Raw genomic sequence first — 23,762 nt, forward strand, 5'->3', positions numbered from 1 at the left:
GAGGCGCAGATCAAGTCTTCAGAATTCAAAGTGCCCCATTACCAGCGCCTCCCGATCTTCCAGCGCTTCTTGATGCCTACCGCGTATCGAATGCTAATTGCGCCTGCGCCATGGCAGCGTCAGATACGCGATCGCATTGGCCTGATCCGTCTCAGTTTGCATCCAATGAACCAATTGCAGTCGATGTTCCGCAAACTCCATCCGATTGGGGACAGTTTTTTGAAATAGGCTCTCTCTTTTAATTCTATCGAATCGATAGGGTTAAGTGGCGCTGATCGCTTTGAGGAGCCAGAAATGTCGAAAAAGTTCGTGATAGGGGTGTCGGGCAATCTTACTCGTCCTTCGAAGACGAGAGCATTCGTCGGCCACATAGTCGGCCAGGTAGCGAAGAAGATCGGCGCATCTTCGGCTACTTTCGATATCGAGGATTTCGGACCCTCCTTTGCACAGGCCAGGCGGCTTAGCGACCTTGATGCATCGGCCCGAGACATAATCGAGCAATTGACGGGCGCCACTGTCCTGGTGATTGGCTCGCCGACGTTCAAAGGCAGCTACACTGGGCTATTCAAGCATTTCTTCGATCTGCTGGAGCCGACCTCGCTTAAGGGAAAGCCAATCATCCTCGCGGCGACTGGGGGCGGCGAACGTCATTCCCTCGTCGTGGAACATCAGCTTCGGCCGCTCTTCGGCTTCTTCGAGGCGTTGACCATCCCGACAGGTATCTACGCCTCCGACCGGGACTTCGCCGATGGCGTTATCATATCCGAAGGCATCCGCAACCGCACGGAGCAAGCAGTAACCGAAGCGTGTCGGCTGGTTGGAGAGACGGGCAGCATCAGCCTGGCCGCCTAGGCATTGTTCGGCCGATAGACGACTCCGGCAACTTGTTGGCCGACAGCAACGCCGCCGAAATCCTGACAGATCGCACACTCCCGTAAAACGTCGTCCTCATCGTGAATTTCTATTGTTGACTGAAAAGGAGACTGAAGGTGAGCAAGGTTGGAAAGCTGCGGCTTGGCGCCTTTATGTATCCAGCTGGCCACCATGTGGCGGCATGGCGCCACCCGGACACGGCCGCGGATGCGACGACGAGCCTCAGGCAGCGCATCGCATTTGCCCAGGCGGCAGAGCGCGCGAAATTCGACCTGATCTTCCTGGCTGATGGGGTCGCGGCCCATACGGATGATCTCAAATCCCTCTCCCGGACTGATGAATGGGCCGCCGGCTTCGAGCCTTTGACGCTGCTGTCGGCGCTCGCCGTAGTGACGGAACGCATCGGCCTGGTGGCAACAGCCTCCACCACGTTCAATGAGCCGTTCAACCTGGCACGCAAATTCGCCTCGCTCGATCAGATCAGCGACGGCAGGGGCGGCTGGAACCTCGTGACCTCGTCCAATCCGCTCGAATTGGAGAATTTCGGCAACATCAGCCAGTTCGCCCATCAGGACCGCTATGCAAGGGCGGAAGAGTTCGCTGATGTCGTGCTCGGCCTATGGAACAGCTGGGAGGATGATGCCTTCCTGCGCGACAAGGATAGCGGCCTTTTCTTCGACTCGGAGAAACTGCATATCCTGGAGCACCGCGGACGGCATTTTCGGGTGCGCGGGCCGCTAACGGTCTCGCGCTCGCCGCAAGGTCACCCAATCGTCGTCCAGGCGGGCTCTTCCGAGGCGGGCAAGGAATTGGCGGCCCGCACCGCCGAGGTTGTCTTCACCGCCCAGCGAACGCTGCAGGAGGCCCAGCACTTCTATGCCGACCTCAAGAGTCGCCTCGAAAAGTATGGCCGCCATCCCGATGATTTGAAGATCATGCCGGGCGTCTTTCCAGTGGTGGGACGAACGGAAGCCGAGGCGCGCGAAAAGCTCGAGGAGATCCAGTCGCTGATCCATCCCGACGTCGGGCTGGAGCTCCTGTCGAACCTCTCTGGCGGGGTCGATCTTTCCGCCTATCCGCTCGACGGACCGCTACCGGACCTGAGCGAGACCGAGCGCGGCAAGAGCCGCCAGCAATTGATCATCGATCTCGCCCGGCGGGAAAATCTCACCATCCGTCAGCTCTACGAGACCATCGCCGGGGCGCGCGGTCATTGGCAGCTCGTCGGGACGGCTGAGACAATCGCGGACGAGCTCGAAGAGCGCTTCAACAAAGGCGGCGCCGATGGCTTCAACATCATGCCGCCAACCGTGCCCGGCGGGCTCGACGATTTCATCGAGCTGGTTATCCCCGAGCTGCGCCGCCGCGGCCTGTTCCGCACCGAATATGAGGGCCGTACCCTTCGAGAGAACCTCGGGTTGAAACATCCCGCTCATCGTGCACCTCACCGCGAGCCTGACAGTCAGGCGGCCGAGTAACTCACTCCCAGTCAACGAACCCGGCAAAGGGCCGAGCCACGCCGGCGGCCCAACCAAGGAGCAGTCCGTCATGACCACATCAACCCAAGCCACCGCATACGCGTCCTCGCTGACGATCAAACCGGTCGCCGGCCGGATCGGCGCCGAGATCGCCGGCATCAAGCTTTCGGGCGACCTTTCCGACGAGACGATAGCAGCCATCAATGCCGCTCTGCTGCAGCACAAGGTGATCTTCTTCCGCGACCAGGATCAGCTGACCGATGCCGAGCAGGAGCGCTTTTCCAAGCGTCTTGGCCATCTGGTTCCACATCCGACCGAGCATGTACGCAACGGCACGACGTCGATCCTTGAACTTGACGCGTCGCGAGGTGGCCGCGCCGATGCCTGGCACACCGACGTCACCTTCGTCGATGCCTATCCCAAGATCTCGATCCTGCGCGGCGTGACCATTCCCGAGGTCGGCGGCGATACGGTCTGGTCCAACACAGTGGCGGCCTACGAGAGTCTGCCACCAGCGCTCAAGGCGACCGCCGAACAGCTGTGGGCAACCCACAGCAACGCCTATGATTATGCCGCCCAACGCCCGCATGCCAGCGAGGCCGATCGCCGCCACTATGAGGAGGTTTTTGCTTCCACCGTCTACGAGACCGACCATCCCGTGGTGCGCGTCCATCCGGAGACCGGCGAGCGCTCGCTCATACTCGGCTCCTTCGTGCAGCGTTTCGTCGGCTATTCGAAGAGCGATTCCGAGCAGCTCTACGCGCTCCTGCAGTCACATGTCCTTCGGATCGAGAACACGGTGCGCTGGCGCTGGCGAGCAAACGATGTCGCCATCTGGGACAACCGCGCAACCCAGCACTACGCCGTCAACGACTATGGCGACCGCGCCCGTGTCGTGCGCCGCACCACTCTCGACGGCGACGTGCCAGTGAGTGTCGACGGCCGCCGCAGCGTCGCCCGCAAGAAGCTAGTTCGCGACGCCGTCGCCAACGCCGCCTGACCCCTTCCCTCCACCAAGGATCCTCACTCATGAAATTCGCGCATATCGCAGCCCTGATCGCCGGCCTTCTTGCCACTGCTCCAGCGTCGGCCGAGACCCTCATCCGCATCGGCTATCCCGGAACCGGCATCGACGACCGGCCCTATGCCTATGGCGACTACATCGCCGTGGCCAATGTGCAGCAGCTTGTCGAGGCTGAATTCAAGGACGTGCCGGACGTCAAGGTCTCCTGGACTTTCTTCCGCGGCGCCGGCCCGGCTCTCAACGAGTCGCTCGCCGCCGGACAGCTCGATTTCGCCGCTGGCCTTGGCGACCTGCCTTCGATCGTCGGCCGCTCGCGCGGCCTGCAGACGAAATATCTGGCCTCGGCCGGCAGCCATGATGCACTTTATCTCGCGGTACCCCCGGATTCGCAGCTCAAGACCGTGGAGGACCTGAAGGGCCATAAGGTGGCGCAATTCCGCGGCACCAATTTACAAATCGCCACCGACCGCGTTCTCGAAAAGCACGGCCTCACCGAAAAAGACATCCGCTTCGTCAGCCTCGACTCGAATGCCGCCACGGCCGCGCTCGTGTCGGGCAATGTGGAGGCTTCCTTCGGCGGCTCGGAATATCTCGACCTCGCCAAGCGCGGCGCGGTCAAGATCATCTACTCGACCAAGAACGACGACCCGACGCTTGGACGCAATTCCGGGCTCCTCGTCACCGCGGAGTTCGAGAACGCTCACCCCGAATTCACGGCCAAGGTCGTGCGCGCCTTCGTCAAGGCCGCGCGGTTCGGCTCAGACGAGGTCAATCGCCAGGCAGTCTTCGAGCTCTGGTCGAAGGCCGGCCTGCCGGTCGAAAGCTTCGAAGCCGATTTTAAGGACGAACGCCTGGCCCATCGCCTGTCGCCCATCGTCGATGACTTCATCATCGCGCGCTACAAGGACCAGGCCGAGCGCGCCAAAACCTATGGCCTGATCAAGAAGGACGTCGATATCGACAGCTGGTTCGAGACCAAGTACCTCAAGCAGGCCCTGCTAGACCTCAAGCTCGAAAATTACTGGTCCACCTTTGACGCAAAGGGCCAGAAAGTGGCCGAGGGTGAGGTCGAACACACCAAAGCGGCGAGCAACTAAGATGAGCGGCGGCCAAACCGCGGTCCAGACCGGGCATGAGGACAGCACCACCAGTGCTGCCTCCACTTGCCGGCGCATTCTCCCGGCCGCTGGCGTCCTGGCTCTCGGCCTCATAGTGCCGCTAGGGCTTCTGACGGCCTGGACCGTTGCCGCTCTGCTCGGCCAATTGCCAGAGCAGATCCTGCCGCCGCCGTGGATCGTGTTCGACACTTTGTTGGAAGGCATCGAGGACGGCTCATTGCTTTCCAGCACGGTGACGAGCCTTGAGCGCGTCGCGGAGGGATTTGCTGCCGGTGCGCTGGCGGGCCTCGTCTTCGGCACGGCGGTTGGCCTGTCGAAGACCCTTCGCGAATTCGTCGACCCGCTGTTCCTGACCCTCAGCCAGGTCCCGACCCTCGGCTGGATGCCGATCGTCATTCTCATCGTCGGCATTGACGAAGGCTTGAAGATCATCGTCATCGGATGGTCAGCTTTCATTCCAGTGGTACTGAACACATCCCAGGGCGTTCGCGACGTTCCGGAGGCTTATGTGGAGCTTGGCCGTGTCCTTTCGTTCAGCCGCTGGTCGAAACTCACGATGATCGTGCTGCCCTCCGCCGTCCCGTCTATCTTTACAGGGCTGCGAGAAGGCCTTGCCAACGGCTGGCAAACCTTGGTTGCGGTTGAACTCATCGCATCGTTCGAAGGGCTCGGATACCTGATGGCCTATGGCCGCCAGCTCTTTCAATTGGAACTCGTTCTTTCGGCCATGATCGTGGTCGGCCTGATCGGATTGGTGATCCATGGCCTGCTCACGCTTGCCGAAAACCATCTGCAACGTTGGCGTCCGGAGACCCCACAATGAGCCTGATCACGATTGCGGGTCGGGAGCGGCTGTCGCACAGCGCTCTCATCGCACCGCCGCCCCTCCGCTTCATCGGCCGACATTTGCGGCCGCTTGCGGTACCAATCGCGCTGCTTGTGATTTGGGAGTTGCTCGCCCATGCCGGCGCTGCTGACCCGCGGTTTCTACCATCACTGGATGAGGTGGTGGCCCGCGGCGTGGCAGAGTTCAGCCGCGGTGGCCTGGGGTTCAATCTTCTGGCGAGCCTGGAGCGTGACCTGATCGGTTTCGTGTGTGGCAGCGTGGCCGGAATCGCGCTTGGTCTGGCGATCGGATTTTCCCGCCTCATCGAACGCCTGCTCGGGCCGGTGCTGCTGGTACATCGCCAGATCGCCCTCTTCGCTTGGGTTCCCCTGCTCTCGATGTGGTTCGGCGGAGGCGAGGCCGGCAAGGTCGTCTTCATCGCGCTCGCGGCGTTCCAGCCGACCTTGATCAACACCTGGCAGGGCGTGTCCGGCATCCCACGCAGCTATCGCGAGCTTGCCGACGTGCTGACCTTCAGCTGGTTCGATTTCGCCCGGATCATCGCCCTTCCGGGTGCGTTGCCGCAAATCTTCACCGGCCTTCATGCCGCGCTGATCTACGCCTGGACTGCGACGGTGGGGGCCGAGCTTTTGCTCAACATCGCACCAGGTATCGGCGGGCGCATGAACGAGGGCCAGCACCTGTTCCACATGGATCTATTGCTGCTGTGCGTTCTCCTCCTCGGTGGCGTCGGCGTGGTCTTCAATGTCATCGCCGGCTCCCTGGAGCGTCGTCTTCTGCGCTGGAGGATCCCATGAGCCGCCCTGTCGCCATTTCCGAACGGGGACGTGGCCAAAGCCACGCATTGGAGATTGCCGACGTCAGCAAGAGGTTCAGTGTCGCCGGCCGTCAGGTTCAGGCGCTGTCCCATATCCATCTTGCCGTCGACAAAGGGGAGTTCGTCAGCATCGTGGGAGCCTCGGGTTGCGGCAAGTCCACCTTGCTGCGGCTCGTGCTTGGCCTCGACACTGATTACGACGGCGACATCCGGGTCGATGGACTAAGGGTGGAACGGCCGGGTCTCGACCGCTCGATCGTTTTCCAGGAGCACAGGCTATTGCCCTGGCTCAATGTCGAGGCCAATGTCGCGGCCGCGCTGCGCCAAAGCCGGTTGGGCGCTGCCGAGAGAGGCGAACTCGTTCGCGATCATCTGCATCTCGTCGGCCTCGATCAATTCGCCAAAGCCTATCCCGCGCAATTGTCGGGTGGCATGGCACAGCGTGTAGCGATCGCCCGTGCGCTCGTGACGAAGCCGCGCTTTCTGCTGCTTGACGAGCCGCTGGGGGCCCTTGACGCGCTGACCCGTGCGCTTGCAGGACGAGCTTCAGCGGATCGTCCGGCACGAGGGCACGACCGCCGTGCTCGTCACGCACGACGTCGATGAAGCGGTCTATCTCGGAGATCGGATCGTCATCATGCATCCCCACCCTGGGCGGATCGCCACGATTCTGCCCGTGACCGAGGCCGTGTCTCGCGACCGCTCCGATCCGAATTTCATTCGGCTTCGCGACGAGGTTTTGTCCTGGCTTGGCGTGTCGCGGACTGGAAACGATGCTGACGCCGAACTCGCTCGCCGCAGTGCCTGACCGTCGACATGGCTTCAAGCAGCGCCTCAGCCTCGTTGACCTCCGGGCTATCGCAGACCTAGCCGGCATCTACCCTCGGATCGTTCCAGACGACCGCATAGATCTCCGGTCGGACAGGAGTACATCGCATTTTCTCGGCCGACTTCTTATGGTGTCAGGCCGCGCAAGCAAAGGCTTCGAAATTCCTCGTCCTACGACAGGTATTGGGCTATCGGCCCAAGCTGTAATCTTGGCCAATTTTAAGGACGGATACGGAGCCCATAGATTCCCGAGTTCATGAACCGTTGAGGTTCGCCCGGATGGCTACTGTCGAGACTGCCTCGACACCCACTCACAAGCCCAAGGGAGAAAGCCGGGGCAAAGTATCCCCTCGCCTGTCGCTGTGAAGCAGATGCAGGCAACGCTGTTTCAGGCGCATGAACTCGCCCGAGGCGATGATCTCGGTCATGCGCGGCCTCTCGAAAGGCACGGTGATTTCCTCGTGGATCCGGCCGGGCTGGGCCTGCATGACGATGATCCGGTCGGCGAGCAGCAGAGCTTCGTCGATATCATGGGTGACGAATAGGATCGTCTTGCGGAATTGCTCCCAGATATCGAGCAGCAATTCCTGCATTCGAAGCCGTGTCAGGGCATCGAGTGCCCCGAAGGGCTCGTCCATCAGCAGCAGCCGTGGCTGGTTGACGAGAACACGCGCGATCTCGACGCGTTGCTGCATGCCGCCGGACAGCTGGCCGGGATAGCGCCCAGCAAAGCCGTTCAGGCCGACGAGATCGAGCATTTTCTCCGCCTCGAGACGCCGTTGTCCGCGCTTGACGCCGCGCATCTTGAGGCCGAAAGCGACATTGTCGCGCGCATTCTTCCACGGAAACAGCGTGTGGTGCTGGAAAACGATGCCGCGTTCCGGATGGGGGTCTTTTACGGGCTCTCCATCGACCGAAAGGACGCCGGCAGCTGGCTTGATGTGTCCCGCCAAGGCGCCGAGCAGGGTCGACTTCCCGCAGCCGGATGGCCCCAGAAGACAGACGAATTCGCCGGGAGAGACTTCGAAGCTCGCATCAGTGACGGCTTCGAACGCACTGCTGCCGCGACCGAGCCGGATCGAAACATGATTGGCCTCGATACGGCCGGTTGCCGCGCGAAAGCTGCGCTGATGGGTCGTCATTTGCTGTCCTTCGTGTACCATGGAAGAAGTGCCGCCCCTGCCGCTCGCAAGAGGGCGCTGCTTCCCATGCCGAACAGCCCGATCAGGATCATGCCGACGATGATTTCAGGATAGTTTTGCAGCGTGTAGGATTCCCAGGTGTAGTAACCGATACCGAACTGGCCGGAGATCATCTCGGCGGTGACGAGACAAAACCAGGACGTGCCCATGCCGATGACCAGGCCCGTGACGATGTTCGGCGCCGCGCCTGGAACGATGACTTCCAACAGCATCGCCGTCTGGGTGCTCCCCAAGCTGCGCGCAGAGGCGATCAACCTTGGATCGACGCTTTCCACGCCATGGACGGTGTTGAGCAGGATCGGAAACAATGCGCCCGTGAAGGTGATGAAAATCATCGAGAGTTCCGACGACGGAAACATCAGAACCGCAAGCGGAATCCAGGCAACGGCCGGGATCGGCCGCAGGAACTCGATCGGGGCTTGCAGAAAATCCCCGAGCCACCGTGAGCGCCCGATGACGAGACCGAGACCGATGCCGATCACGGCGGCGATGCCAAAGCCGGCCAGAACCCTTTCCAGGCTGCTCGAGACATGGGCAAAGAACTTGGGCGAGCGCAGGAAATCCAACGCTGCCGACACGACATCCACGGGCAATGGCACATTCTCGAACGTGACAATGCCGAGATTCAGTCTGAGGCTCGATGCCATCTGCCAGAGAATGAGGCAGATGGCGAGGGATCCGGCCCGGCGCAACCAGCGCCCTAGGTGGACACGCGTCATGGCCAGCCTCAATTGCTGGCCAGGATCGAGTCCTTGGCGGCAGCGAAATCCAGCACCTTGCCACCATGATCCCTGGCCCATTTCTCGGCGTTTTCCTTCAGCAGGAAGGCGCCGACTTCGCCGCCGTCGGCACGCACGAACCAGGCCTGATTGCCGAGCAGCTTAATGCCGCTTTCACGGTCCTGCGCATAAAACACCCGGACCGGCTTGCCCTCACCCTCAATGGCCTTGAGCGCCTTGAATGCGTTCTGCGGCGACGCATAGTGTCGGACGAGCGGCTCACCCTGGATCCAGATCTCAGCCACGCGCTTGGGATCGCTGATCGCTTCACCGGTGGCAGCATCCTTGGCGTTCAAAGGCAGTTGGGCATAGTTCTTGAGCGAGGCATCATAGTCGAGCCCAGACGCCTTGAATGCGGCCTTTATGAACCGGTCATCGACAAAGCTGTTCACGTCGAGGGACTGGTCGGTCTTTTTCAGGAGCCTCAAAGTGTCGATCGCAGTAGCGACAGCCTGGCGGTATTCCGGCTTCCAGGTTAAATCACGGGTCTGAAGCCCGAGCGGTCCATGGAACAGGTAGTCGACCTCGGCATCGACGCCCGTCACCTTGGCGATCAGCTCACTGTATTTCTCCGGCTCCCTGGCGATCAACTGATCGGCCTCGATTGCGGCGCGAAGATAGGCAACAACGATCTCGGGATATTTTTCGGCATAGTTGCCATCGACCAGGGCACCGTGGAAAGTGGGCGTCTTTGCCTGCGATCCGTCATAGATCTTGCGGGCGAAGCCGCGCCAGGGGAACAGTTCGGCAAAGGGGACAAAATCGGCATGCGCCTCGATCTGGTTTGCCTGGAGGGCCGCGCCGGCAACTTCAGGCGCCTGGGTGATGATCTTCACGTCGCTTTCGGCGTCCCAGCCCTGTGCCTTGACGGCACGCAGCAGCATGCCGTGTGAGGTCGATGCGAATGGGACGGAGATGGTCTTGCCCTTGAGCTCCGAGAGCGACTGGATGGGCGAAGCGGTCGGCACGACAATGCCATTGCCGCTGCCGTTCACGCTGCCGGACAGCACGGTGATGAACAGGCTCTTTCTTCCTGCCTTGATATGGGCGAGACCGTTGAACGAGCCGGGGAAATCCGCCATCACGCCGAAATCAAGCTTTCCGGCGATCTGCTCATTGGTGATCGGCGCGCCGCTCGTGAAGTTCTTCCACTGAATATCATAGGTGACGTCTTTATACTTGCCGTCGTGCGGCAGGTATTTGTCGAGCAGCTTCAACTCACGGATCAGCAATCCGCCCGTGGCGGTATTGATGGTGGTGTCCTGCGTGCCAATCGCCACGCGGATGGTTTCGGCATCCGCGGAAGAAGCAAAGCCGGCCGCCACAAGGGCAAGGGCAGCCAAATGTGTGCGAAAATTCATGGTTCCTACCTCGTGATTTGATGCCGGCATTCAGCGGCTGGATTTGCCGACGCAGTGGCGATTGCCAACCGCTGTCCCGCAAATTTAGGTGCCGATCGGCTGAAGGCTAAGCAATTACTTGCACGATTTCGGAGCCGGTCTTGGATGCGCGGGCATCCGGCCGGTTTTCGCACGGATTAAAAACATCGTTCTAAAACAAGTAGTTAGATGCGCCGTTCGAAATTAGGGCACAAGAATCATCTACGTCAGGTATGGACGGCGCAATTATATTCCTTTTTTGTCTATAGAATTTATATTCTTTTACGCGTTTTCACGACGTGCAAGGAGCCGGATATGAGCCTCGAAATGCTTTCGACCGATTTTGAAGCTGAGCGTAAGAAACATGAGCCGGTGCTCGAACTGCCCGAGCAGGTCGTACTTCCCGGCGATCGGGCGCTCTTTCTCAGCGAAAGCGTGGAAGGGCTCGACGACGGCGCGCATTTTCTCGATACCCTGACATCAGACGAGTGGGCGAAACTGAGGGCGCATAGCCGACGTCTTGCTTTTGCGACCGGTCAGGCGATCTTCACCCAGGGCGATAGGCACGGTGGCATTTTCATCATCGAAAGCGGCAAGGTTCACGTCTTCTACACGGCACCGTCAGGACGCGAAATCACCCTCGCCTACTGGACGGCGGGGCATTTCATTGGTGGTCCCGAAATGACCGGCGGTGGAATCCATATCTGGTCCGGAGAAGCATTGAGTGAATGCCGGATGTTGTTCATACCGGCCAATGCGTTGAAGAAGCTCGTCGTCGAGCTTCCGAATTTCGCGCTCTGTCTTCTGCAGGGGCTTGCAGCGAAGGGCAGATGCTATTCGGCGATGGCTCAGATGCTCGGCACGCGTTCGGTGATTGAACGTCTGGCGCAGTTCCTGGTGAATCTCGGCAACCTTCATGGCGTGCGCGATGGACGGGCAATCGTCATCAACGCCAAGGTGACGCATGACCAGATAGCGGCCATGGTCGGCTCCACACGCCAATGGGTGACGATGATGATGAAGCGCTTCCAAAACGACGGGCTGGTAACGGTGACGCCGCGCCATATCCGCATCGAACGCCCTCATGCGTTGATGGAAATGGTTTCGAAGCGCGCGGCCGGGTGAGAAAGCTCGTTTGCGGCAGCTAAGGTTTTGGCAAACGATATTCTCCGGTGAGATTGATGTGCTTCCCGAGCGGCGCGACATGGGCCAGCAGATCGGTCGATAGGAGCTTTCCCTCGCGGTTCTGGTTGGCAACGACTTCGCCCAGCTTCATGGTGTTGGAAAAGATGATGATGGCGGCGAGTAGGTTCATGCCGGCGATCCGGTAATGCTGGCCCGCGGCGGACCGGTCGCGGATTTCGCCCGGTGGAAGCTTATGGCTCGCTTCAGCGCGTCATGGGCCTCGCCCTTGTTGAGCCCGATCTGGGCGCGGCGTTGCAGATCTGCATCCAGAATCCAGTCGATCATGGTTGCCCGCTCGGCGCGGCGGACCTCGCGCAAAGCTGTGCCAAGTTCGTTCTGCCGCGGATATGAGGTGAGCTTGCGCAGGATCTGGCTGGGCGCGATGCTTCCAGCTGCAATGGTAGCGGCGATGCGCAGGATATCGGGCCAGTCGCGCTCGATCATGGCGTGATTGATTATCAGCTGATCCTCGCAGCCGCCAGAGCGCGCGGGCGAAAGTGAGGGCGAAAATTTGCCCTCACCAAAGCGCACGTGCGTTTCGCTCAGGCCGCCATGGCTTAGTGTGACACGTCCGTTTCCGAGCTGTGCAAGGAACTCGGGAGAGCGTGTCACGTAACGTGACCTTAGAAATTATGGCCGGCGGGCTCTGGGGCAGGCGTAACGCTTCTGATCTCTCGGAGACGTGCCCGTTCGGCCGCGCGCAGTTTATCCAGTTCGCGCGGCGAAATCTTTACACTCTGCTTTTCACTCAAAGCCCAGACATGCCCGAATGGATCGAAAAAGCTTGCTACTCTCTTGCGCTCATCACTGATCTCCAGACCGTGCCGGATCATTCCACCAGCAGCAATGGCCTGCTGAAGCGCCTTCTCGGCATCCTTTACAGTGAGGGAGACAATTGGATTCACCGCGCCATTCGCTTTCGGAAAGAATGGGCCTCCGCGATGGGGCTCCGCCTCGCGCTTGGGGTTGGCACCAGATACCGTAATTTTCATCTCGCCAAAATCGAGATCTATCGCATAAAGAGTGCTGCTATCTTCATGCGTCGTCTCGTGAGCGGCACGAAATGCGGCCCTATAGAACGCGGCAGCTTCTCGCTGGCGCCCGTGCTCAACGTAGACGATGACGGTGAGTTGTCTTTCGTTTTCGCAAGCAGCACTGAGAACTTGCCAATTTGCAAAGCCGAATTGGCGGGCAACGATTTCAAGGCAGGCGCTGTTAGAAAGCAGCAAACCGTGCTCCTCCAAAACCTTGCGAAGCACCTTGGCCATAGATTTCGAGTCAGAAAATGAAGGCATAGTTTGATCCTCAAAGGGCGCTTCTTTGTCAGTGCTTGCATTGCTGACGGTCGCCCATGGGGGTCAAACCAGGATTTCCGCATCTTCGCCATTCCAGAGGAGCAAGCGGCCGGCTACACGGTGCCAAATATCAAATTATTGACAGAGACTGATTCGCGCAAGATCGAGCTGACGCGAGCGGACTTTTGCTTGGCGCAGAATTTCGCCCCATCCCGCAACGTCCCCTGAGATGGGGCTTCGGCTTGCAACTAACCGAGCCGCGTTAGCGCCCAGCGAACGGTCTTGCGTACGTCTGGATCGGCGTCGCCGATATGCGCCATGAGAGCATCCCGCGACGATGGATCAGCGATTTCACCGAGCGCCGCCGCGGCCTCCTTGCGCAGCGAGGCCATGTCGCTGGTCAACAGCTCGGAAATCTGCCGTACCGCCGATTGCGCCTTGAGCTTGCCAAGCGCATTCAGGCATTTTTGCCGAACCTGCCAGTATTCGTCGGAAAGGCCGGCGCTCAGTCCGTCGATGGCCGAGGTCTGGCCGATATGGCCAAGCGATTCGGCCGCCGCGGCCCGCACCTGCCAGTTCTCATCGTCGAGGGCAGCCGTCACGGCGGCCGCTGCGGCGGGCTGGCTCGTGAAGGACAAGGCGTTGACCGCAACCGACCGAACGGTGGCATCGGCATCGCGCGACGCGGCGATGAGCGACGGCAAGGTCTCTTCCAGCTTGAGATAGGCAACGACGCCGAGCGCATGTGCGCGCACATTGGCATCTTCATCCCGCATCGCCGCCAGAGCGGGGCCGAGTGCGCCGCGCGAACGCAACGCTTTCAGCCCGCGAAAACCGGCAGCCCGGACGAAGGCGCGCCCATGACTGACGAGCGGCAGAATGGATACAGCGACCGCCGGATCCTTCAGCTCAGCAAGGCTATCGGCTGCGGCCTGGGCCACCGCCAAATCCTGATCCGCCGCCAGACGGGCCAGGCCCGCAGCCGCCTCAACGGTGTCGAACTCGGACAGTGAGATCGCCAGCTGCAAACGCACTGTCGCGTCGAGGTCGGCAACTGCGGTCAGGAGATGCGGCAGCACATCCGCGCTCGCGGTTTCGGCAAGATCGATCACGGCAAGCCGTCGCACGGCCGCGTCTGCATCGTTCAGACGCTCGCCGATTTCCTCGATGTCGCCAAAATCTTCGAAGGGATCGAATGCAGTCATGTCAGCGCAACAGATAGGGGATGTTGACGGTTACAGCGCCGGTCGGACAATCCTTCTCGCACGGCATGCAGTACCAGCACTCGTCGAATTTCATATAGGCTTTGCCAGTGAGCTCGCTGATGCGCAGGACATCCAGCGGGCAGACATCGACGCAGACCGTGCAGCCTTTGTCGGCGATGCATTTCGCCTCGTCCACGACGACGGGAACGGTTGTGGGTGAAAGCGCAAGCGGCATGGCTTCCTCGTCAGGCTTGATTGGAAACGCGCAGACGGTCATAGGCCGTCCGCTCCTCGTTCTCGATCGGAACGATGTAGGGTTGGATGGGCCGCTTCTCAGAAACCAGGCGGCCGTCGACCTTGCGCAGGAGCGTATGGCAGAACCAGTTGTCGTCATCCTTTTTGGGATAATCGACGCGGTTGTGATAGAGCCCCCAGCGGCTCTCCGTCCGGAAGAGCGAGGCATGGGCCGCCATGTCGGCGCAGTCGAGAATGGACGACACTTCGAGCGAACGCATCAGTTCATGTGCGTCGCGTGCGACAAGGGCGGTTTCGAGATCTTCCCTGATCTCCGCAAGCCGCGCCTGGCCGATCTGCATCCTGGCCGTCACCTTGGGCGGCTGCAGATAGTCGTTGACCAGCCGCCGGGCCTTGTATTCCAGCTGGTTGGGCGGGATGCCATCCTCGCGCCGCGTCGGTGCCAACACCCGCTCGCGCTCCGCCCGGACAAACTCGCCGTCGAAATCCGCAAGGTCGGTTTCGAGCGCGACTTCGGCAGCGTGCTCGCCGGCGACGGCTCCATTGGTGAAGGCACCGAGCATATAGTTGTGTGGCACGCTCGCCATGTCGCCCGCAGCATAGAGGCCCGGCACCGTGGTCCGGGCGAATTCATCGACGAAAACACCCGACGCGCTGTGACCCGAACAGAAGCCGATTTCGGAAATGTGCATTTCGATCATCTTTTCGCGGTAATCGGTGCCCCGCGCCTGATGGAACCTGCCGCGCGACGGGCGCTCGACCTTGTGCAGGATCTCTTCGATCTCGCCGACCGTGTCGGCATGAAGGTGGTTGAGCTTCAGGAACACCGGCCCCTTGCCCGACTGTAGTTCGTTGTAGAATTCCTGCATCATCTGTCCCGACCAGTAGTCGCTTTCGATGAAGCGATTGCCTTCGCTGTTGGCCGTATAGGCTCCGAACGGACCGGCAACGTAAGCGCAAGCCGGGCCGTTATAGTCCTTGATCAGCGGATTGATCTGATAGCATTCGAGATTCGCGAGCGCGGCACCCGCATGATAGGCCATGGCATAACCATCACCGGAATTGGTCGGATTCTCATAGGTTCCGAAGAGATAGCCGGAATGCGGTAATCCGAGCCGGCCCGCCGCGCCCAGGCACAGGATCACGGTCTTGGCACGCAGCACGAGGAATTCAGCCGTGCGCGTGTTCACCGCAATGGCGCCCGCGATCCTGCCGTCCTTGGCGGTCAACAGGCGCGTTGCCATGAAGCGGTTGGAGACCAATATCCTTTCGCGCTTGATCTGCCGGTAGAGCGCCTTCTTGACGGTATCGCCATTCGGCATCGGCAGCACATAGGTTCCGAGATGGTGGACCTTCTTCAGGTCGAAATCGCCATTGGCGTTCTTCTGGAAACGGATACCGAAACGGTCAAGTTCTTGGATGATGTCGTAGCAGCGCGAGGCATACTTGAAGACCGGCGCCTGATCGACAATGCCGTCATTGGCGATCGTGATCTCCTTGGTGTATTGCTCGGGCGTCGCATATCCTGGAACGACGGCGTTGTTCAGCCCGTCCATGCCCATGCAGATAGCTCCGGAGCGCTTCACATTGGCCTTCTCGAGCAGGACGACATTCAGCGCGGCATTTTTCTGCTTCGCCTTGAGCGCCGCCATCGGTCCGGCCGTGCCGCCGCCGATCACCAGCACATCGCAGGTGACTTCCGACAGTCCTTCGACAAAATGATCCATTCTCGTTCCTCACGCCTGAGAATCGGCGATTTCGCGCAAATAGCTCCAGGGATAGATGCCCCGGTCGTGACCGTCGGAGAAAACCAGACGTATGGCATATGAACCGATCGCCTCTGCGCTCGTCACGGTGACAGCCTCGAACGAATGTTCGTCGCCCTCGATGTCTGCCCGGACCTGCTGCGCCGCCCGGCTGCGCGCTCGCAACATGGATGCCGGGATGAGCGAGACCGCACCGTCATCCCATGTAACGCAGAGATGGCTGCGCGCGGCGGCGACCTTGAGCTCAAGAGGTATCACGGCGGTTCCTGATGGTTCGCCCCCATCTTAGGGACCAGCGGAACAGAGACACGCAATAAATTGCCTGCGGCCAGCATGCTTATTGAAACCGGGATAAATCGGGGCGGAACAAAAGCCGTTCCAAGCTCGGACGGAACGCGCCGCACAGCCCTTCGCTGATGTCGTTCACGGCAACAGTAGTGGCGAATCCTTCCGGGCTATCTCGATGCCATCCGCGCATAAAGGAGGTGCGCCAAGCGGCGCCAGCTTGGCGGCATCCTCGTCCTCGGTGCGCGGATATGCGGCGAGCTCGGCCTGGCTGTTGAACTGCTTCGGACTGACGAAGAGCGTCACGATCACCCGGTCGGAGCCGTTCCATGGCCCAGCGACGTCCGCACGAATGGAAGGCCCATCGTGACGTTGACGCCGCTGTCGACATCTAGGTCTTCAGAGGGATATCTCCATTCCTATCCCTGCAGGCTCGCCCATCGTCAGTGCGACAGGCTTTTCGTGTACATCATCGTAGCGGTCACCGGAGCTGGCGAAGCCGTCAGTAATCTGCGCAGTATCTTCCGCAGGCCCGAGAGTTCCTCAGTCTTCCGGTCGCTGGCCTCCAGCTTGGCCAATGCGATCGACTGCACATCTGCGCGCTCCCGGTGTGCGTCGCTATAGAGCGACAAAGGTTGCCTGTATCCTCAACCGAGAGGCCAAGGCCACGCGCCCGCTGCAACGAACCGCAGGCGATGCACGTCAACGGCTGAGAGAGTCACGTTCGTCGCACAAAGCGGCTGCCAGCAGTCGATGGCCCGAAAAGCAACTTTTCGGGCCGTCCTGGGAGGCGACTTCCGCTTCACTGGAAGCGGATGTCGGAGAGTCGGTGCACGACGTAGATCAGCAGTATGGTCGCAAGTACCATTATCGCCGAAATCGCATTCACCGTCGGGCTGACGCCGGCACGCATCTGACCCCAAATCACGATCGGAAGTGTATTGTCGGATCCGATCGTGAAGAACGACACGCTGAACTCGTCGAGCGACCACGCAACAACTAGAAGCGCCGCACCTACCATGGCACTCCGTATCAGAGGCAACGTGACCCGGTAGAATGCCTGTGCGGGGTTCGCTCCCAGTGTTGCCGCTGCTTCGGGGATCTGCGGGTCAAGGCTCGCAATTCGGCTGGTGAGTGTGAACACCATGAATGGCAGAGTTATCACTACGTGGCCGATGATAGCGGTCCATACCGAAAGACCGATGCCAAGGCTCGTGAAGAACGATAGCAAAGAGATCCCGAGCAGAAGGTGCGGCAAGAGCAATGGCAGCGCCATCAAACCAGCGAACAGCGATGCACGACGGAATCTGAATCTGGCGATGGCGAAGGCTGCCGAAGTGCCGATCAGTATGCAGCAGATCGTGGTGCCGAGCGCGACGAACACACTGTTGACCGCAGCCTTACGCATGATCGGGTCGCGCGCGACAGACATATACCATTCCGTCGTCGGCCCCTCGAAAGGGAAAGCCGCAAGTCCTTTCGCATCGAAGGAAAAAAGGACCACGACGGCGATAGGAGCGAAGAGAAATACCAGCAGGATTGCCGTGTATAAACTAAACGCAAAAGTCGAGAGACGTCCCTGGTTCATGGTCGATCCTTGATTCCAATACGCCTCAGCAAAGCGGTGACCGCCCATAGGAATATCCCCATGGAAATTACCAAGCTGAACGCAATTGCGGACCCGAGCGGCCAGTCAAATGAAAGACCAAATCGACCGACCACAGCGTTCCCGGCAAGCTGCGCATTGGGTCCGCCAAGAAGTTGAGGGGTGACGAAATCGCCAGCTGCGATGACGAACGTCAGCGCAAACGCGGACACGATACCGCGGCTGGCCATTGGCACGGTGACCCGGAAAAAGGCACCGAGCGAAGTGGCGCCGAGGCTCTTCGCTGCCTCGATACATTGCGCCGACACCCCGGAAAGGGCCGAAGCGAGCGGAACTATTGCGACCGGTACGAGGATGCTTGTCAAAGTCACGATCACGGCAGCTTTGCTATACGCGAAGGTTTCCAATGGCGCGTCCGTGACACCCGTCCAGCTCAACAACTGGCTGATCGCACCATTGCGGCCGAGGAGTGACCGCCATGCGTAAATCCGCACGATGTAGGCTGTGAACAGCGAGACCATCACCAGGAGCAGAATAGCGGTCCCTGCCCGCCGAAGCGGGCCTAGCGTGATCGCATATGCCAACGGAAACGCAAGCACGACTGAGGCCAGCCCGATCGCCGATCCCATCCAAAGAGATCGCAGCAGAATCTCACCGAACAGTGGGTCCGTGAAGATCTTGATGTAATTCTGTGGTGAGGTACCGAACGAAATGTCGGCGTAGCTTGTGCTACCAAAAGAATATGCGAATAACACGCCGCATGGGATAATGAAGAAGACGGCCATGAAGAGGCTGGCCGGCGCAGCCATGAGGTAAAACTGCCTAGCCATTGGTGTCGTCTTCGATTTGCGCGACCGAGTTGTCCGGCCAGCTGAGAAGAACGCGGTCACCTTGCGAGAATGCGCCGCCTCCGCCGGGGAGAACCGGTTGCTGGACCATAACGCTTTGCTCGCCGACCTGAACCAGGTAGCGCCTGAATGCGCCTTGAAAGATTGCCTCACTAACCTGTCCGGTTGCCGAATTTGGCTGGGACACGACACACGAGACGTTCGGCGCCACCTCAATCTTTATGGACTCGGGTCGGATGCAGACGAGGCCCGCTCCCGTGTCTCGATCATCGTGAGCATCGAAGCGGATGTTCATATCAGCCGATTGAAGCAAGGACTTATTTCCGTCACGGCGGAGCGACCCGGTGAAGATGTTCGCTTCCCCCAAAAACCTTGCGCTGAACAAAGTTTTCGGGCGGCTATAAACCTCCTCAGGTGAGCCACGTTGAACGATGGTTCCGCTGTTCATAAGGACGATCTCGTCGCTCATGACCATCGCCTCGTCCTGATCGTGTGTGACGAACAGGAAGGTCGCGCCGATGCTACGCTGCAGCTGCCGAAGTTCGAGCTGCATGGCTTGGCGAAGCTTGAGGTCCAGTGCTGACATCGGTTCATCGAGCAGCAAAACCGGTGGTCCGGCAGCAAGAGCGCGCGCGAGCGCCACTCGCTGAGCCTGGCCGCCGGAAAGCTGATCGATCGGGCGATCTGCAAAGGCGCTCAGCCTGACGATCTCAAGAAGCTCGCCAACGCGATTGGCAGCCTTCTTTTTCTCCACCCGTTGCAGCGATAGCGCAAACCCGACATTTTGGCTTACCGTCATGTGGGGAAACAGCGCGTAACGCTGGAAAACGAGACCAACAGGGCGGCGATGCGGCGGCGTCAGCGACAGATCTTTCCCCGCTATCACAACGCGCCCTGTTGATTGACGATCCAGCCCGGCGATGATGCGCATCAACGTCGTCTTGCCGCAGCCTGACGGACCAAGCAAAGAGACAAAGCGGCCAGGCGCCACGTCGAGCGAAATGCTCGACAGGGCGGTGAATGTGCCAAACTGCTTAGTGACCCCTTGGACCGAGACTGCGGAATTTCCAACTCCCTGCGAGATCATGACAGCTTGATTCGTTCCCAAGCTTCGGTCCAATCGCGCATGGTTGCGATTTCACCCTCGGCCTCAAGGGCCGGCGGAATATAGAACGTGTTCTTTTCCAGGAAGGCCGGAAGGTCTTCGTAAGGATAAAGCTTTCGCTGATCCTCAGGCAGAAGCGCAACCGCATCGGCGTTCACAACGCCACAGCCGATTGCAGCGCCGATGATGGCGTTGCCCCCTGCGGAAAGCATCTGATTGAGGAACGCGTAAGTCTGCTCCAGATGCGGCGCCTTTGCGGCGATGCAATATGAGTCACACCAGAGGAATGTGCCGTCTTCCGGTGGAACATAGGACACTCCATCGATGCCCTTCGCCTTCAGCTTGGTGTCGATAAACCGCCATCCTAGTACACTTGCTTGTGCATCCCCGCGAGCCAGAACGTCAGCAATGTCACCAAAGCTTGGCGCAATCGTAGTCAGGTTGGCCTTGACCGGCATGAAAGCTTCGGCAGCCTGACTGACCTGATCCTTGGTCATGTTGGAGAAATCAGAGGATTTGAATAGTGCCCGTGCGAAGATCCAGAGGTTTGCCGGATCATCCAGCGTGATGAGCTTTCCGCGGTACTTCTCATTGCCGAGATCGGCCCATTTCTGAGGAAGATCCTTGAAAAGGTCAGCGCGGTAGCTCATCGGATAGTCGCTCCAGCTCACAGGCACGGCATAGTTCTTGCCTTCCGACTGCTGCCACGACATGTTACGGAACTGGCTGAAGAAGCGCTCGCTGCTAGGCAGTTTCGTCGCGTCAATCGGCTCGACCAGCTTTGTCCTGATCAGGGGCTCGACGGCACTGATGCCGGGCGTGACAACGTCAATCGACCCCACTCCGCCGCTACGAAGTTTCGTTACAATCTCAGCATTGCCGGTGATGTATTGGGCATCCAGGGTGAGACCCTGCGCAGCAAGCGTTCCCATTGCCTTGGGGTCATCGTAACCCTGCCAACCGAGGTACTTGAGCGTGGCGTTGAGCGCTTCGGCGCTTGCTGCCGCTCGCGCGCTCATTGAAGGATATACTGCAATCATGCCGACGGCGCCAAGAAGCGCTCCTTGGCGAACAAGGAATTCACGACGATTCATCTTTAGTCTCCCGGTTTTGGCCGCCAGCTTCCCGTGCTGATCGGCAATGTGATCGTTGATCAAAGATCAACGCGAGTCAATAGCATTTTCCGGCGATTCTTCAGGCTTTTGAGCGGTGCGCATCGACGGCAAAACTGAAAGCGCTGCCGGCTGGCTCGGAGGCGCTGTTTCGGCCAACCGAGCAGAAACGATTGGGGCATCTCAGGCAAGGCGCCCTTATTCTCAAACTTCGAGCCCTCATAGGCGACCCGAGCGACCACCGGGTCAGTCAGTCGTCATCAAGCTCGCATTCCCACGAGCTGCAGCGGTGTTGATCGAGGTGGAAACCTCCTCGTCGAGCCAGTTGAGGCAGTAGGTCTCGATCGCGTCAGATCTCATCCGTACTCGCTGTCTGAACCAGCACCAGTGGCCCATCCAGGGCAGCGATCTTATTGTTGATAGCACACGCGCGATCTGCGTTACCCGCCATCCCGTGAAGCTGTACATCCTCCTACGAAGACGGATACCGAAGCGAACCGTGTAGGTGGAGTTGCATGCGCGTATCCGTTCCGCCAGGCCCTCCGGCAGATCGAGTGGCCAAAAGCTCGACCGATATAACTTTCGACACTTTCAAGGAAAGACACTTCGCCCGCCGCGGCCATAATTATCTACTTGGCGAGAAGTGCTTTGGCGGCCGCAAAGAGCTCCAGCGCTTCCGGATTGGCGAGCGCTTCCTTGTTCTTCACCGGTCTGCCATGCACGACGTCGCGGACCGCGAGTTCGACGATCTTGCCGGACCTAGTGCGCGGGATGTCGGCGACCTCGATGATCTTGGCAGGCACATGCCGGGGCGAGGCGCCGGTGCGGATCTTTGTCTTGATCTTCTTTTCGAGATTGGCGTCCAACTCTAGCCCGGGTGCGAGGCGGACGAAGAGGACCACGCGGACATCGTCGTCCCAGTCCTGGCCGATGCAGATGGCTTCCGCGACTTCATCGAGCTGTTCGACCTGATTGTAGATCTCGGCGGTGCCGATACGGACGCCTCCGGGATTGAGTGTGGCATCCGAGCGGCCGTGGATGATCACGCCGTCATGTTCGGTCAATTCGGCCAAATCGCCTTGGCACCAGACATTGTCGAAACGCTCGAAATACGCCGCGCGGTATTTCGCGCCGTCCTTGTCGTTCCAGAAGCCCACCGGCATCGATGGGAAGGCGCGGGTGCAGACCAGCTCGCCCTTCTCCCGACGAATCGGCTTGCCGTTGTCGTCCCAGACATCGACCGCCAGGCCGAGTCCTGGTCCCTGAATCTCACCGCGCCACACCGGTTTAACCGGATTGCCGAGCACGAAGCAGGAGACGATGTCGGTGCCGCCGGAAATGGAGGCGAACTGGACGTCGGGCTTGATGCTGTCATAGACGAAGGAGAAGCCCTTCGTAGATAGTGGCGAACCGGTCGAGGTGATGAGGCGAAGCTCGGAGAGATCATGGGTCTTCAAGGGTTCGATGCCGCCTTTGCAGATGGCATGGATATATTTGGCGGAGGTGCCGAAGACGGCGAATTTCTCTTCCGCTGCATAGTCCCACAGCACGTTGCCCGTGGGCGCGAACGGCGAGCCGTCGAACAGGCAGAGTGTTGCGCCGCTCGCTAGCCCCGAGGCCAGCCAGTTCCACATCATCCAGCCGCAGGTGGTGAAGTAGAACATCTTGTCGCCATCGCCGACATCGGAATGGAAACGGTGCTCCTTCAGATGCTGCAACAGTGTGCCGCCGGCTGAGTGGACGATGCATTTCGGAACACCGGTCGTGCCGGAGGAGAAGAGGATATAGAGTGGGTGGCCGAACGGCAATTGCTCGTATTCAACCCGCTTGGCGGTGTAAGGAATCGTCGCGGCGTCAAAGGTCCGCGCATTGGCGAGCGATGTGGCCAGCGCCTCGGCATCGCCGGCATATTTGACCACCATGACCGGGCAGCCGAGCATCGGCGCCATGGCGCGGACCTTGTCGCCGACATCCTGCAGCTTGCCATTGTACCAATAAGCGTCGCAGGTGATGAAAAGCTTGGGCTCGATCTGGCCGAAGCGGTCCAGCACGCCCTGTTCGCCGAAATCAGGCGAGCAGGACGACCAGATGGCGCCGATCGATGCGGCGGCCAGCATGCAGGCAATGGTCTCCGGCATGTTCGGCATCATCGCCGATATCCGGTCGCCCCTGCCCAACCCCATCGCGCGGAATGCCTGCTGCAGCTTGGAGACGGAGGAGTGGAGCTGATCCCAACTCCAGCGGTAACTGACCTTGTCCTCGCCGCGGAAGATCAGCGCATCCTCGGGACCATGCTTGACTGGTAGGTTTTCGGCGAAATTTAGGCTGGCGTCAGGAAAGAAGCGAGCGTCGAGCATGACGTCGCCGTTGATGAGATCGCGGGGCCCGGGCTGTCCAATCACGCCGCAATAATCCCAGACGGCAGACCAGAAAGTCCCGCGTTCATCGATTGACCATTGTTGAAAGGCATCATGGTCGGGTAGATCTGCCTTGTAGGTCCACGCGCAGAATTTGCGAAATGTCGTGATTGCGCTCGTGTGAATTTGGTCTGCGCCGGGCTGAAATAAGGGTGAGTCGATCATCGACGAGTTCCTTTAAATCAAACATATTGGCGGCCGCGGGACAGATGCCAGACCGATGCGATGGAAGGCGCTGGGCACAACCGGATTTGATCGCCAACCCGCTAGGAGGAAGAGAGGTTAGTTGCGCCGCGATGAGTGCGCATGGCGGCATCGACACAAGTCCTGCATCTCGG

The 23,762-nt window shown here is 59.9% G+C and carries 24 protein-coding genes and 5 pseudogenes; 11 read left to right on the top strand and 18 right to left on the bottom strand.

Annotation, left to right across the window (positions count from 1 at the left end):
• Positions 1–294: 294 nt before the first annotated feature.
• The 8 genes from msuE to NKH17_RS18820 all read left to right on the top strand — a co-directional run bounded on the left by msuE (position 295) and on the right by NKH17_RS18820 (position 6,965).
• Complete coding sequence (gene msuE / locus NKH17_RS18785; protein WP_352971821.1) at positions 295–852, top strand: FMN reductase; 558 nt, start codon at positions 295–297, stop codon at positions 850–852.
• A gap of 173 nt (positions 853–1,025) precedes the next feature.
• Positions 1,026–2,351: an LLM class flavin-dependent oxidoreductase gene (locus NKH17_RS18790; RefSeq protein WP_352972029.1), complete on the top strand. Its 1,326-nt coding sequence runs from the start codon at positions 1,026–1,028 to the stop codon at positions 2,349–2,351.
• Positions 2,352–2,421: 70 nt separating this feature from the next.
• Positions 2,422–3,351, top strand: coding sequence for a TauD/TfdA dioxygenase family protein (locus NKH17_RS18795; protein ID WP_352971824.1), 930 nt, complete (start codon positions 2,422–2,424; stop codon positions 3,349–3,351).
• 29 nt (positions 3,352–3,380) lie between these two features.
• Positions 3,381–4,472, top strand: a complete 1,092-nt coding sequence (locus NKH17_RS18800; RefSeq protein ID WP_352971827.1) for an ABC transporter substrate-binding protein — start codon at positions 3,381–3,383, stop codon at positions 4,470–4,472.
• Positions 4,473–4,638: 166 nt separating this feature from the next.
• Positions 4,639–5,316, top strand: a complete 678-nt coding sequence (locus tag NKH17_RS18805) for an ABC transporter permease (RefSeq protein ID WP_352971830.1) — start codon at positions 4,639–4,641, stop codon at positions 5,314–5,316.
• Complete coding sequence (locus tag NKH17_RS18810) at positions 5,313–6,137, top strand: ABC transporter permease (protein WP_352971833.1); 825 nt, start codon at positions 5,313–5,315, stop codon at positions 6,135–6,137. Before NKH17_RS18805 ends, NKH17_RS18810 begins: the two co-directional genes overlap by 4 nt.
• Positions 6,134–6,763, top strand: coding sequence for an ABC transporter ATP-binding protein (locus NKH17_RS18815; protein WP_352971836.1), 630 nt, complete (start codon positions 6,134–6,136; stop codon positions 6,761–6,763). The genes NKH17_RS18810 and NKH17_RS18815 overlap by 4 nt, the downstream gene beginning before the upstream one ends.
• Positions 6,738–6,965 carry a hypothetical protein gene (locus NKH17_RS18820; RefSeq protein WP_352971839.1) on the top strand — a complete coding sequence of 76 codons (228 nt, stop codon included), beginning with the start codon at positions 6,738–6,740 and terminating at the stop codon, positions 6,963–6,965. The genes NKH17_RS18815 and NKH17_RS18820 overlap by 26 nt, the downstream gene beginning before the upstream one ends.
• A gap of 331 nt (positions 6,966–7,296) precedes the next feature.
• Here the strand turns inward: NKH17_RS18820 and NKH17_RS18825 are convergent, their stop codons facing one another.
• The 3 genes from NKH17_RS18825 to NKH17_RS18835 are packed head-to-tail and all read right to left on the bottom strand — an operon-like array spanning position 7,297 to position 10,327.
• Positions 7,297–8,127 carry an ABC transporter ATP-binding protein gene (locus NKH17_RS18825; RefSeq protein ID WP_352971842.1) on the bottom strand — a complete coding sequence of 277 codons (831 nt, stop codon included), beginning with the start codon at positions 8,125–8,127 and terminating at the stop codon, positions 7,297–7,299.
• Positions 8,124–8,906, bottom strand: a complete 783-nt coding sequence (locus NKH17_RS18830) for an ABC transporter permease (RefSeq protein WP_352971845.1) — start codon at positions 8,904–8,906, stop codon at positions 8,124–8,126. Before NKH17_RS18830 ends, NKH17_RS18825 begins: the two co-directional genes overlap by 4 nt.
• An 8-nt stretch (positions 8,907–8,914) precedes the next feature.
• Complete coding sequence (locus NKH17_RS18835; RefSeq protein WP_352971848.1) at positions 8,915–10,327, bottom strand: ABC transporter substrate-binding protein; 1,413 nt, start codon at positions 10,325–10,327, stop codon at positions 8,915–8,917.
• A 207-nt stretch (positions 10,328–10,534) separates the two neighbouring features.
• Between NKH17_RS18835 and NKH17_RS18840 the strand changes: the two genes are divergently transcribed.
• Entirely contained in the window at positions 10,535–11,470 is a 936-nt protein-coding gene (locus NKH17_RS18840) for a Crp/Fnr family transcriptional regulator (protein ID WP_352971850.1), read from the top strand.
• Positions 11,471–11,489: 19 nt separating this feature from the next.
• Here NKH17_RS18840 and NKH17_RS18845 read toward each other — a convergent pair.
• Positions 11,490–11,965, bottom strand: a pseudogene (locus tag NKH17_RS18845) (Tn3 family transposase); the annotation flags it as partial.
• A gap of 33 nt (positions 11,966–11,998) precedes the next feature.
• Here NKH17_RS18845 and NKH17_RS33435 point away from each other — a divergent pair.
• Positions 11,999–12,088: pseudogene (locus NKH17_RS33435) on the top strand (recombinase family protein); the annotation flags it as partial.
• 65 nt (positions 12,089–12,153) lie between these two features.
• Here NKH17_RS33435 and NKH17_RS18850 read toward each other — a convergent pair.
• Positions 12,154–12,825, bottom strand: coding sequence for a glyoxalase superfamily protein (locus tag NKH17_RS18850; protein WP_352971853.1), 672 nt, complete (start codon positions 12,823–12,825; stop codon positions 12,154–12,156).
• Positions 12,826–12,828: 3 nt separating this feature from the next.
• Here NKH17_RS18850 and NKH17_RS18855 point away from each other — a divergent pair, with 3 nt between their 5' ends.
• Entirely contained in the window at positions 12,829–13,053 is a 225-nt protein-coding gene (locus NKH17_RS18855) for a hypothetical protein (protein WP_352971856.1), read from the top strand.
• A 20-nt stretch (positions 13,054–13,073) separates the two neighbouring features.
• Here the strand turns inward: NKH17_RS18855 and NKH17_RS18860 are convergent, their stop codons facing one another.
• The 13 genes and pseudogenes from NKH17_RS18860 to NKH17_RS18920 all read right to left on the bottom strand — a co-directional run bounded on the left by NKH17_RS18860 (position 13,074) and on the right by NKH17_RS18920 (position 23,589).
• On the bottom strand, positions 13,074–14,030 hold the full coding sequence (locus NKH17_RS18860; protein ID WP_352971859.1) for a HEAT repeat domain-containing protein: 957 nt from the start codon (positions 14,028–14,030) through the stop codon (positions 13,074–13,076).
• Between the two features lies 1 nt (position 14,031).
• Positions 14,032–14,265, bottom strand: a complete 234-nt coding sequence (locus NKH17_RS18865) for a 4Fe-4S dicluster domain-containing protein (RefSeq protein WP_352884581.1) — start codon at positions 14,263–14,265, stop codon at positions 14,032–14,034.
• 10 nt (positions 14,266–14,275) lie between these two features.
• A complete protein-coding gene (locus tag NKH17_RS18870; protein ID WP_352971862.1) occupies positions 14,276–16,012 on the bottom strand; it encodes a fumarate reductase/succinate dehydrogenase flavoprotein subunit in 1,737 nt (578 codons plus the stop codon).
• A gap of 9 nt (positions 16,013–16,021) precedes the next feature.
• Positions 16,022–16,309, bottom strand: coding sequence for a gamma-butyrobetaine hydroxylase-like domain-containing protein (locus tag NKH17_RS18875; protein ID WP_352971865.1), 288 nt, complete (start codon positions 16,307–16,309; stop codon positions 16,022–16,024).
• A gap of 127 nt (positions 16,310–16,436) precedes the next feature.
• A pseudogene (locus tag NKH17_RS18880) lies at positions 16,437–16,657 on the bottom strand (pantoate--beta-alanine ligase); the annotation flags it as partial.
• On the bottom strand, positions 16,645–16,701 hold the full coding sequence (locus NKH17_RS18885) for a hypothetical protein (protein WP_352726026.1): 57 nt from the start codon (positions 16,699–16,701) through the stop codon (positions 16,645–16,647). The gene NKH17_RS18885 and the pseudogene NKH17_RS18880, both read right to left, overlap by 13 nt.
• 437 nt (positions 16,702–17,138) lie before the next feature.
• Positions 17,139–17,924, bottom strand: a complete 786-nt coding sequence (locus tag NKH17_RS18890) for an ABC transporter permease (RefSeq protein ID WP_352971868.1) — start codon at positions 17,922–17,924, stop codon at positions 17,139–17,141.
• The gene (locus NKH17_RS18895) at positions 17,921–18,772 is read right to left on the bottom strand and encodes an ABC transporter permease (protein ID WP_352971871.1); all 852 of its coding nucleotides are present in this window, start codon (positions 18,770–18,772) and stop codon (positions 17,921–17,923) included. The genes NKH17_RS18890 and NKH17_RS18895 overlap by 4 nt, the downstream gene beginning before the upstream one ends.
• Positions 18,765–19,898, bottom strand: coding sequence for an ABC transporter ATP-binding protein (locus tag NKH17_RS18900; protein WP_352971874.1), 1,134 nt, complete (start codon positions 19,896–19,898; stop codon positions 18,765–18,767). The genes NKH17_RS18895 and NKH17_RS18900 overlap by 8 nt, the downstream gene beginning before the upstream one ends.
• The gene (locus NKH17_RS18905; RefSeq protein WP_352971877.1) at positions 19,874–20,989 is read right to left on the bottom strand and encodes an ABC transporter substrate-binding protein; all 1,116 of its coding nucleotides are present in this window, start codon (positions 20,987–20,989) and stop codon (positions 19,874–19,876) included. Before NKH17_RS18905 ends, NKH17_RS18900 begins: the two co-directional genes overlap by 25 nt.
• Before the next feature lie 264 nt (positions 20,990–21,253).
• Positions 21,254–21,452, bottom strand: a pseudogene (locus tag NKH17_RS18910) (hypothetical protein); the annotation flags it as partial.
• Positions 21,452–21,630, bottom strand: a pseudogene (locus tag NKH17_RS18915) (glutamate dehydrogenase); the annotation flags it as partial. The pseudogenes NKH17_RS18910 and NKH17_RS18915, both read right to left, overlap by 1 nt.
• A gap of 6 nt (positions 21,631–21,636) precedes the next feature.
• Positions 21,637–23,589, bottom strand: coding sequence for an acetoacetate--CoA ligase (locus tag NKH17_RS18920; protein WP_352971880.1), 1,953 nt, complete (start codon positions 23,587–23,589; stop codon positions 21,637–21,639).
• Positions 23,590–23,762: the final 173 nt, after the last annotated feature.

This window comes from Mesorhizobium sp. M1334 (genome assembly GCF_040317995.1).
GTDB lineage: Bacteria > Pseudomonadota > Alphaproteobacteria > Rhizobiales > Rhizobiaceae > Mesorhizobium.

What these genes read in the sequence shown, in the direction of transcription:
- NKH17_RS18840 (WP_352971850.1), top strand. Translation starts at nt 10,535, where the DNA reads ATGCGCCGTTCGAAATTAGGGCACAAGAATCATCTACGTCAGGTATGG.
- msuE (WP_352971821.1), top strand. Translation starts at nt 295, where the DNA reads ATGTCGAAAAAGTTCGTGATAGGGGTGTCGGGCAATCTTACTCGTCCT.
- NKH17_RS18800 (WP_352971827.1), top strand. Translation starts at nt 3,381, where the DNA reads ATGAAATTCGCGCATATCGCAGCCCTGATCGCCGGCCTTCTTGCCACT.
- NKH17_RS18895 (WP_352971871.1), bottom strand. Translation starts at nt 18,772, where the DNA reads ATGGCTAGGCAGTTTTACCTCATGGCTGCGCCGGCCAGCCTCTTCATG.
- NKH17_RS18790 (WP_352972029.1), top strand. Translation starts at nt 1,026, where the DNA reads ATGTATCCAGCTGGCCACCATGTGGCGGCATGGCGCCACCCGGACACG.
- NKH17_RS18830 (WP_352971845.1), bottom strand. Translation starts at nt 8,906, where the DNA reads ATGACGCGTGTCCACCTAGGGCGCTGGTTGCGCCGGGCCGGATCCCTC.
- NKH17_RS18815 (WP_352971836.1), top strand. Translation starts at nt 6,134, where the DNA reads ATGAGCCGCCCTGTCGCCATTTCCGAACGGGGACGTGGCCAAAGCCAC.
- NKH17_RS18850 (WP_352971853.1), bottom strand. Translation starts at nt 12,825, where the DNA reads ATGCCTTCATTTTCTGACTCGAAATCTATGGCCAAGGTGCTTCGCAAG.
- NKH17_RS18835 (WP_352971848.1), bottom strand. Translation starts at nt 10,327, where the DNA reads ATGAATTTTCGCACACATTTGGCTGCCCTTGCCCTTGTGGCGGCCGGC.
- NKH17_RS18890 (WP_352971868.1), bottom strand. Translation starts at nt 17,924, where the DNA reads ATGAACCAGGGACGTCTCTCGACTTTTGCGTTTAGTTTATACACGGCA.
- NKH17_RS18870 (WP_352971862.1), bottom strand. Translation starts at nt 16,012, where the DNA reads ATGGATCATTTTGTCGAAGGACTGTCGGAAGTCACCTGCGATGTGCTG.
- NKH17_RS18860 (WP_352971859.1), bottom strand. Translation starts at nt 14,030, where the DNA reads ATGACTGCATTCGATCCCTTCGAAGATTTTGGCGACATCGAGGAAATC.
- NKH17_RS18795 (WP_352971824.1), top strand. Translation starts at nt 2,422, where the DNA reads ATGACCACATCAACCCAAGCCACCGCATACGCGTCCTCGCTGACGATC.
- NKH17_RS18905 (WP_352971877.1), bottom strand. Translation starts at nt 20,989, where the DNA reads ATGAATCGTCGTGAATTCCTTGTTCGCCAAGGAGCGCTTCTTGGCGCC.
- NKH17_RS18920 (WP_352971880.1), bottom strand. Translation starts at nt 23,589, where the DNA reads ATGATCGACTCACCCTTATTTCAGCCCGGCGCAGACCAAATTCACACG.
- NKH17_RS18865 (WP_352884581.1), bottom strand. Translation starts at nt 14,265, where the DNA reads ATGCCGCTTGCGCTTTCACCCACAACCGTTCCCGTCGTCGTGGACGAG.
- NKH17_RS18810 (WP_352971833.1), top strand. Translation starts at nt 5,313, where the DNA reads ATGAGCCTGATCACGATTGCGGGTCGGGAGCGGCTGTCGCACAGCGCT.
- NKH17_RS18825 (WP_352971842.1), bottom strand. Translation starts at nt 8,127, where the DNA reads ATGACGACCCATCAGCGCAGCTTTCGCGCGGCAACCGGCCGTATCGAG.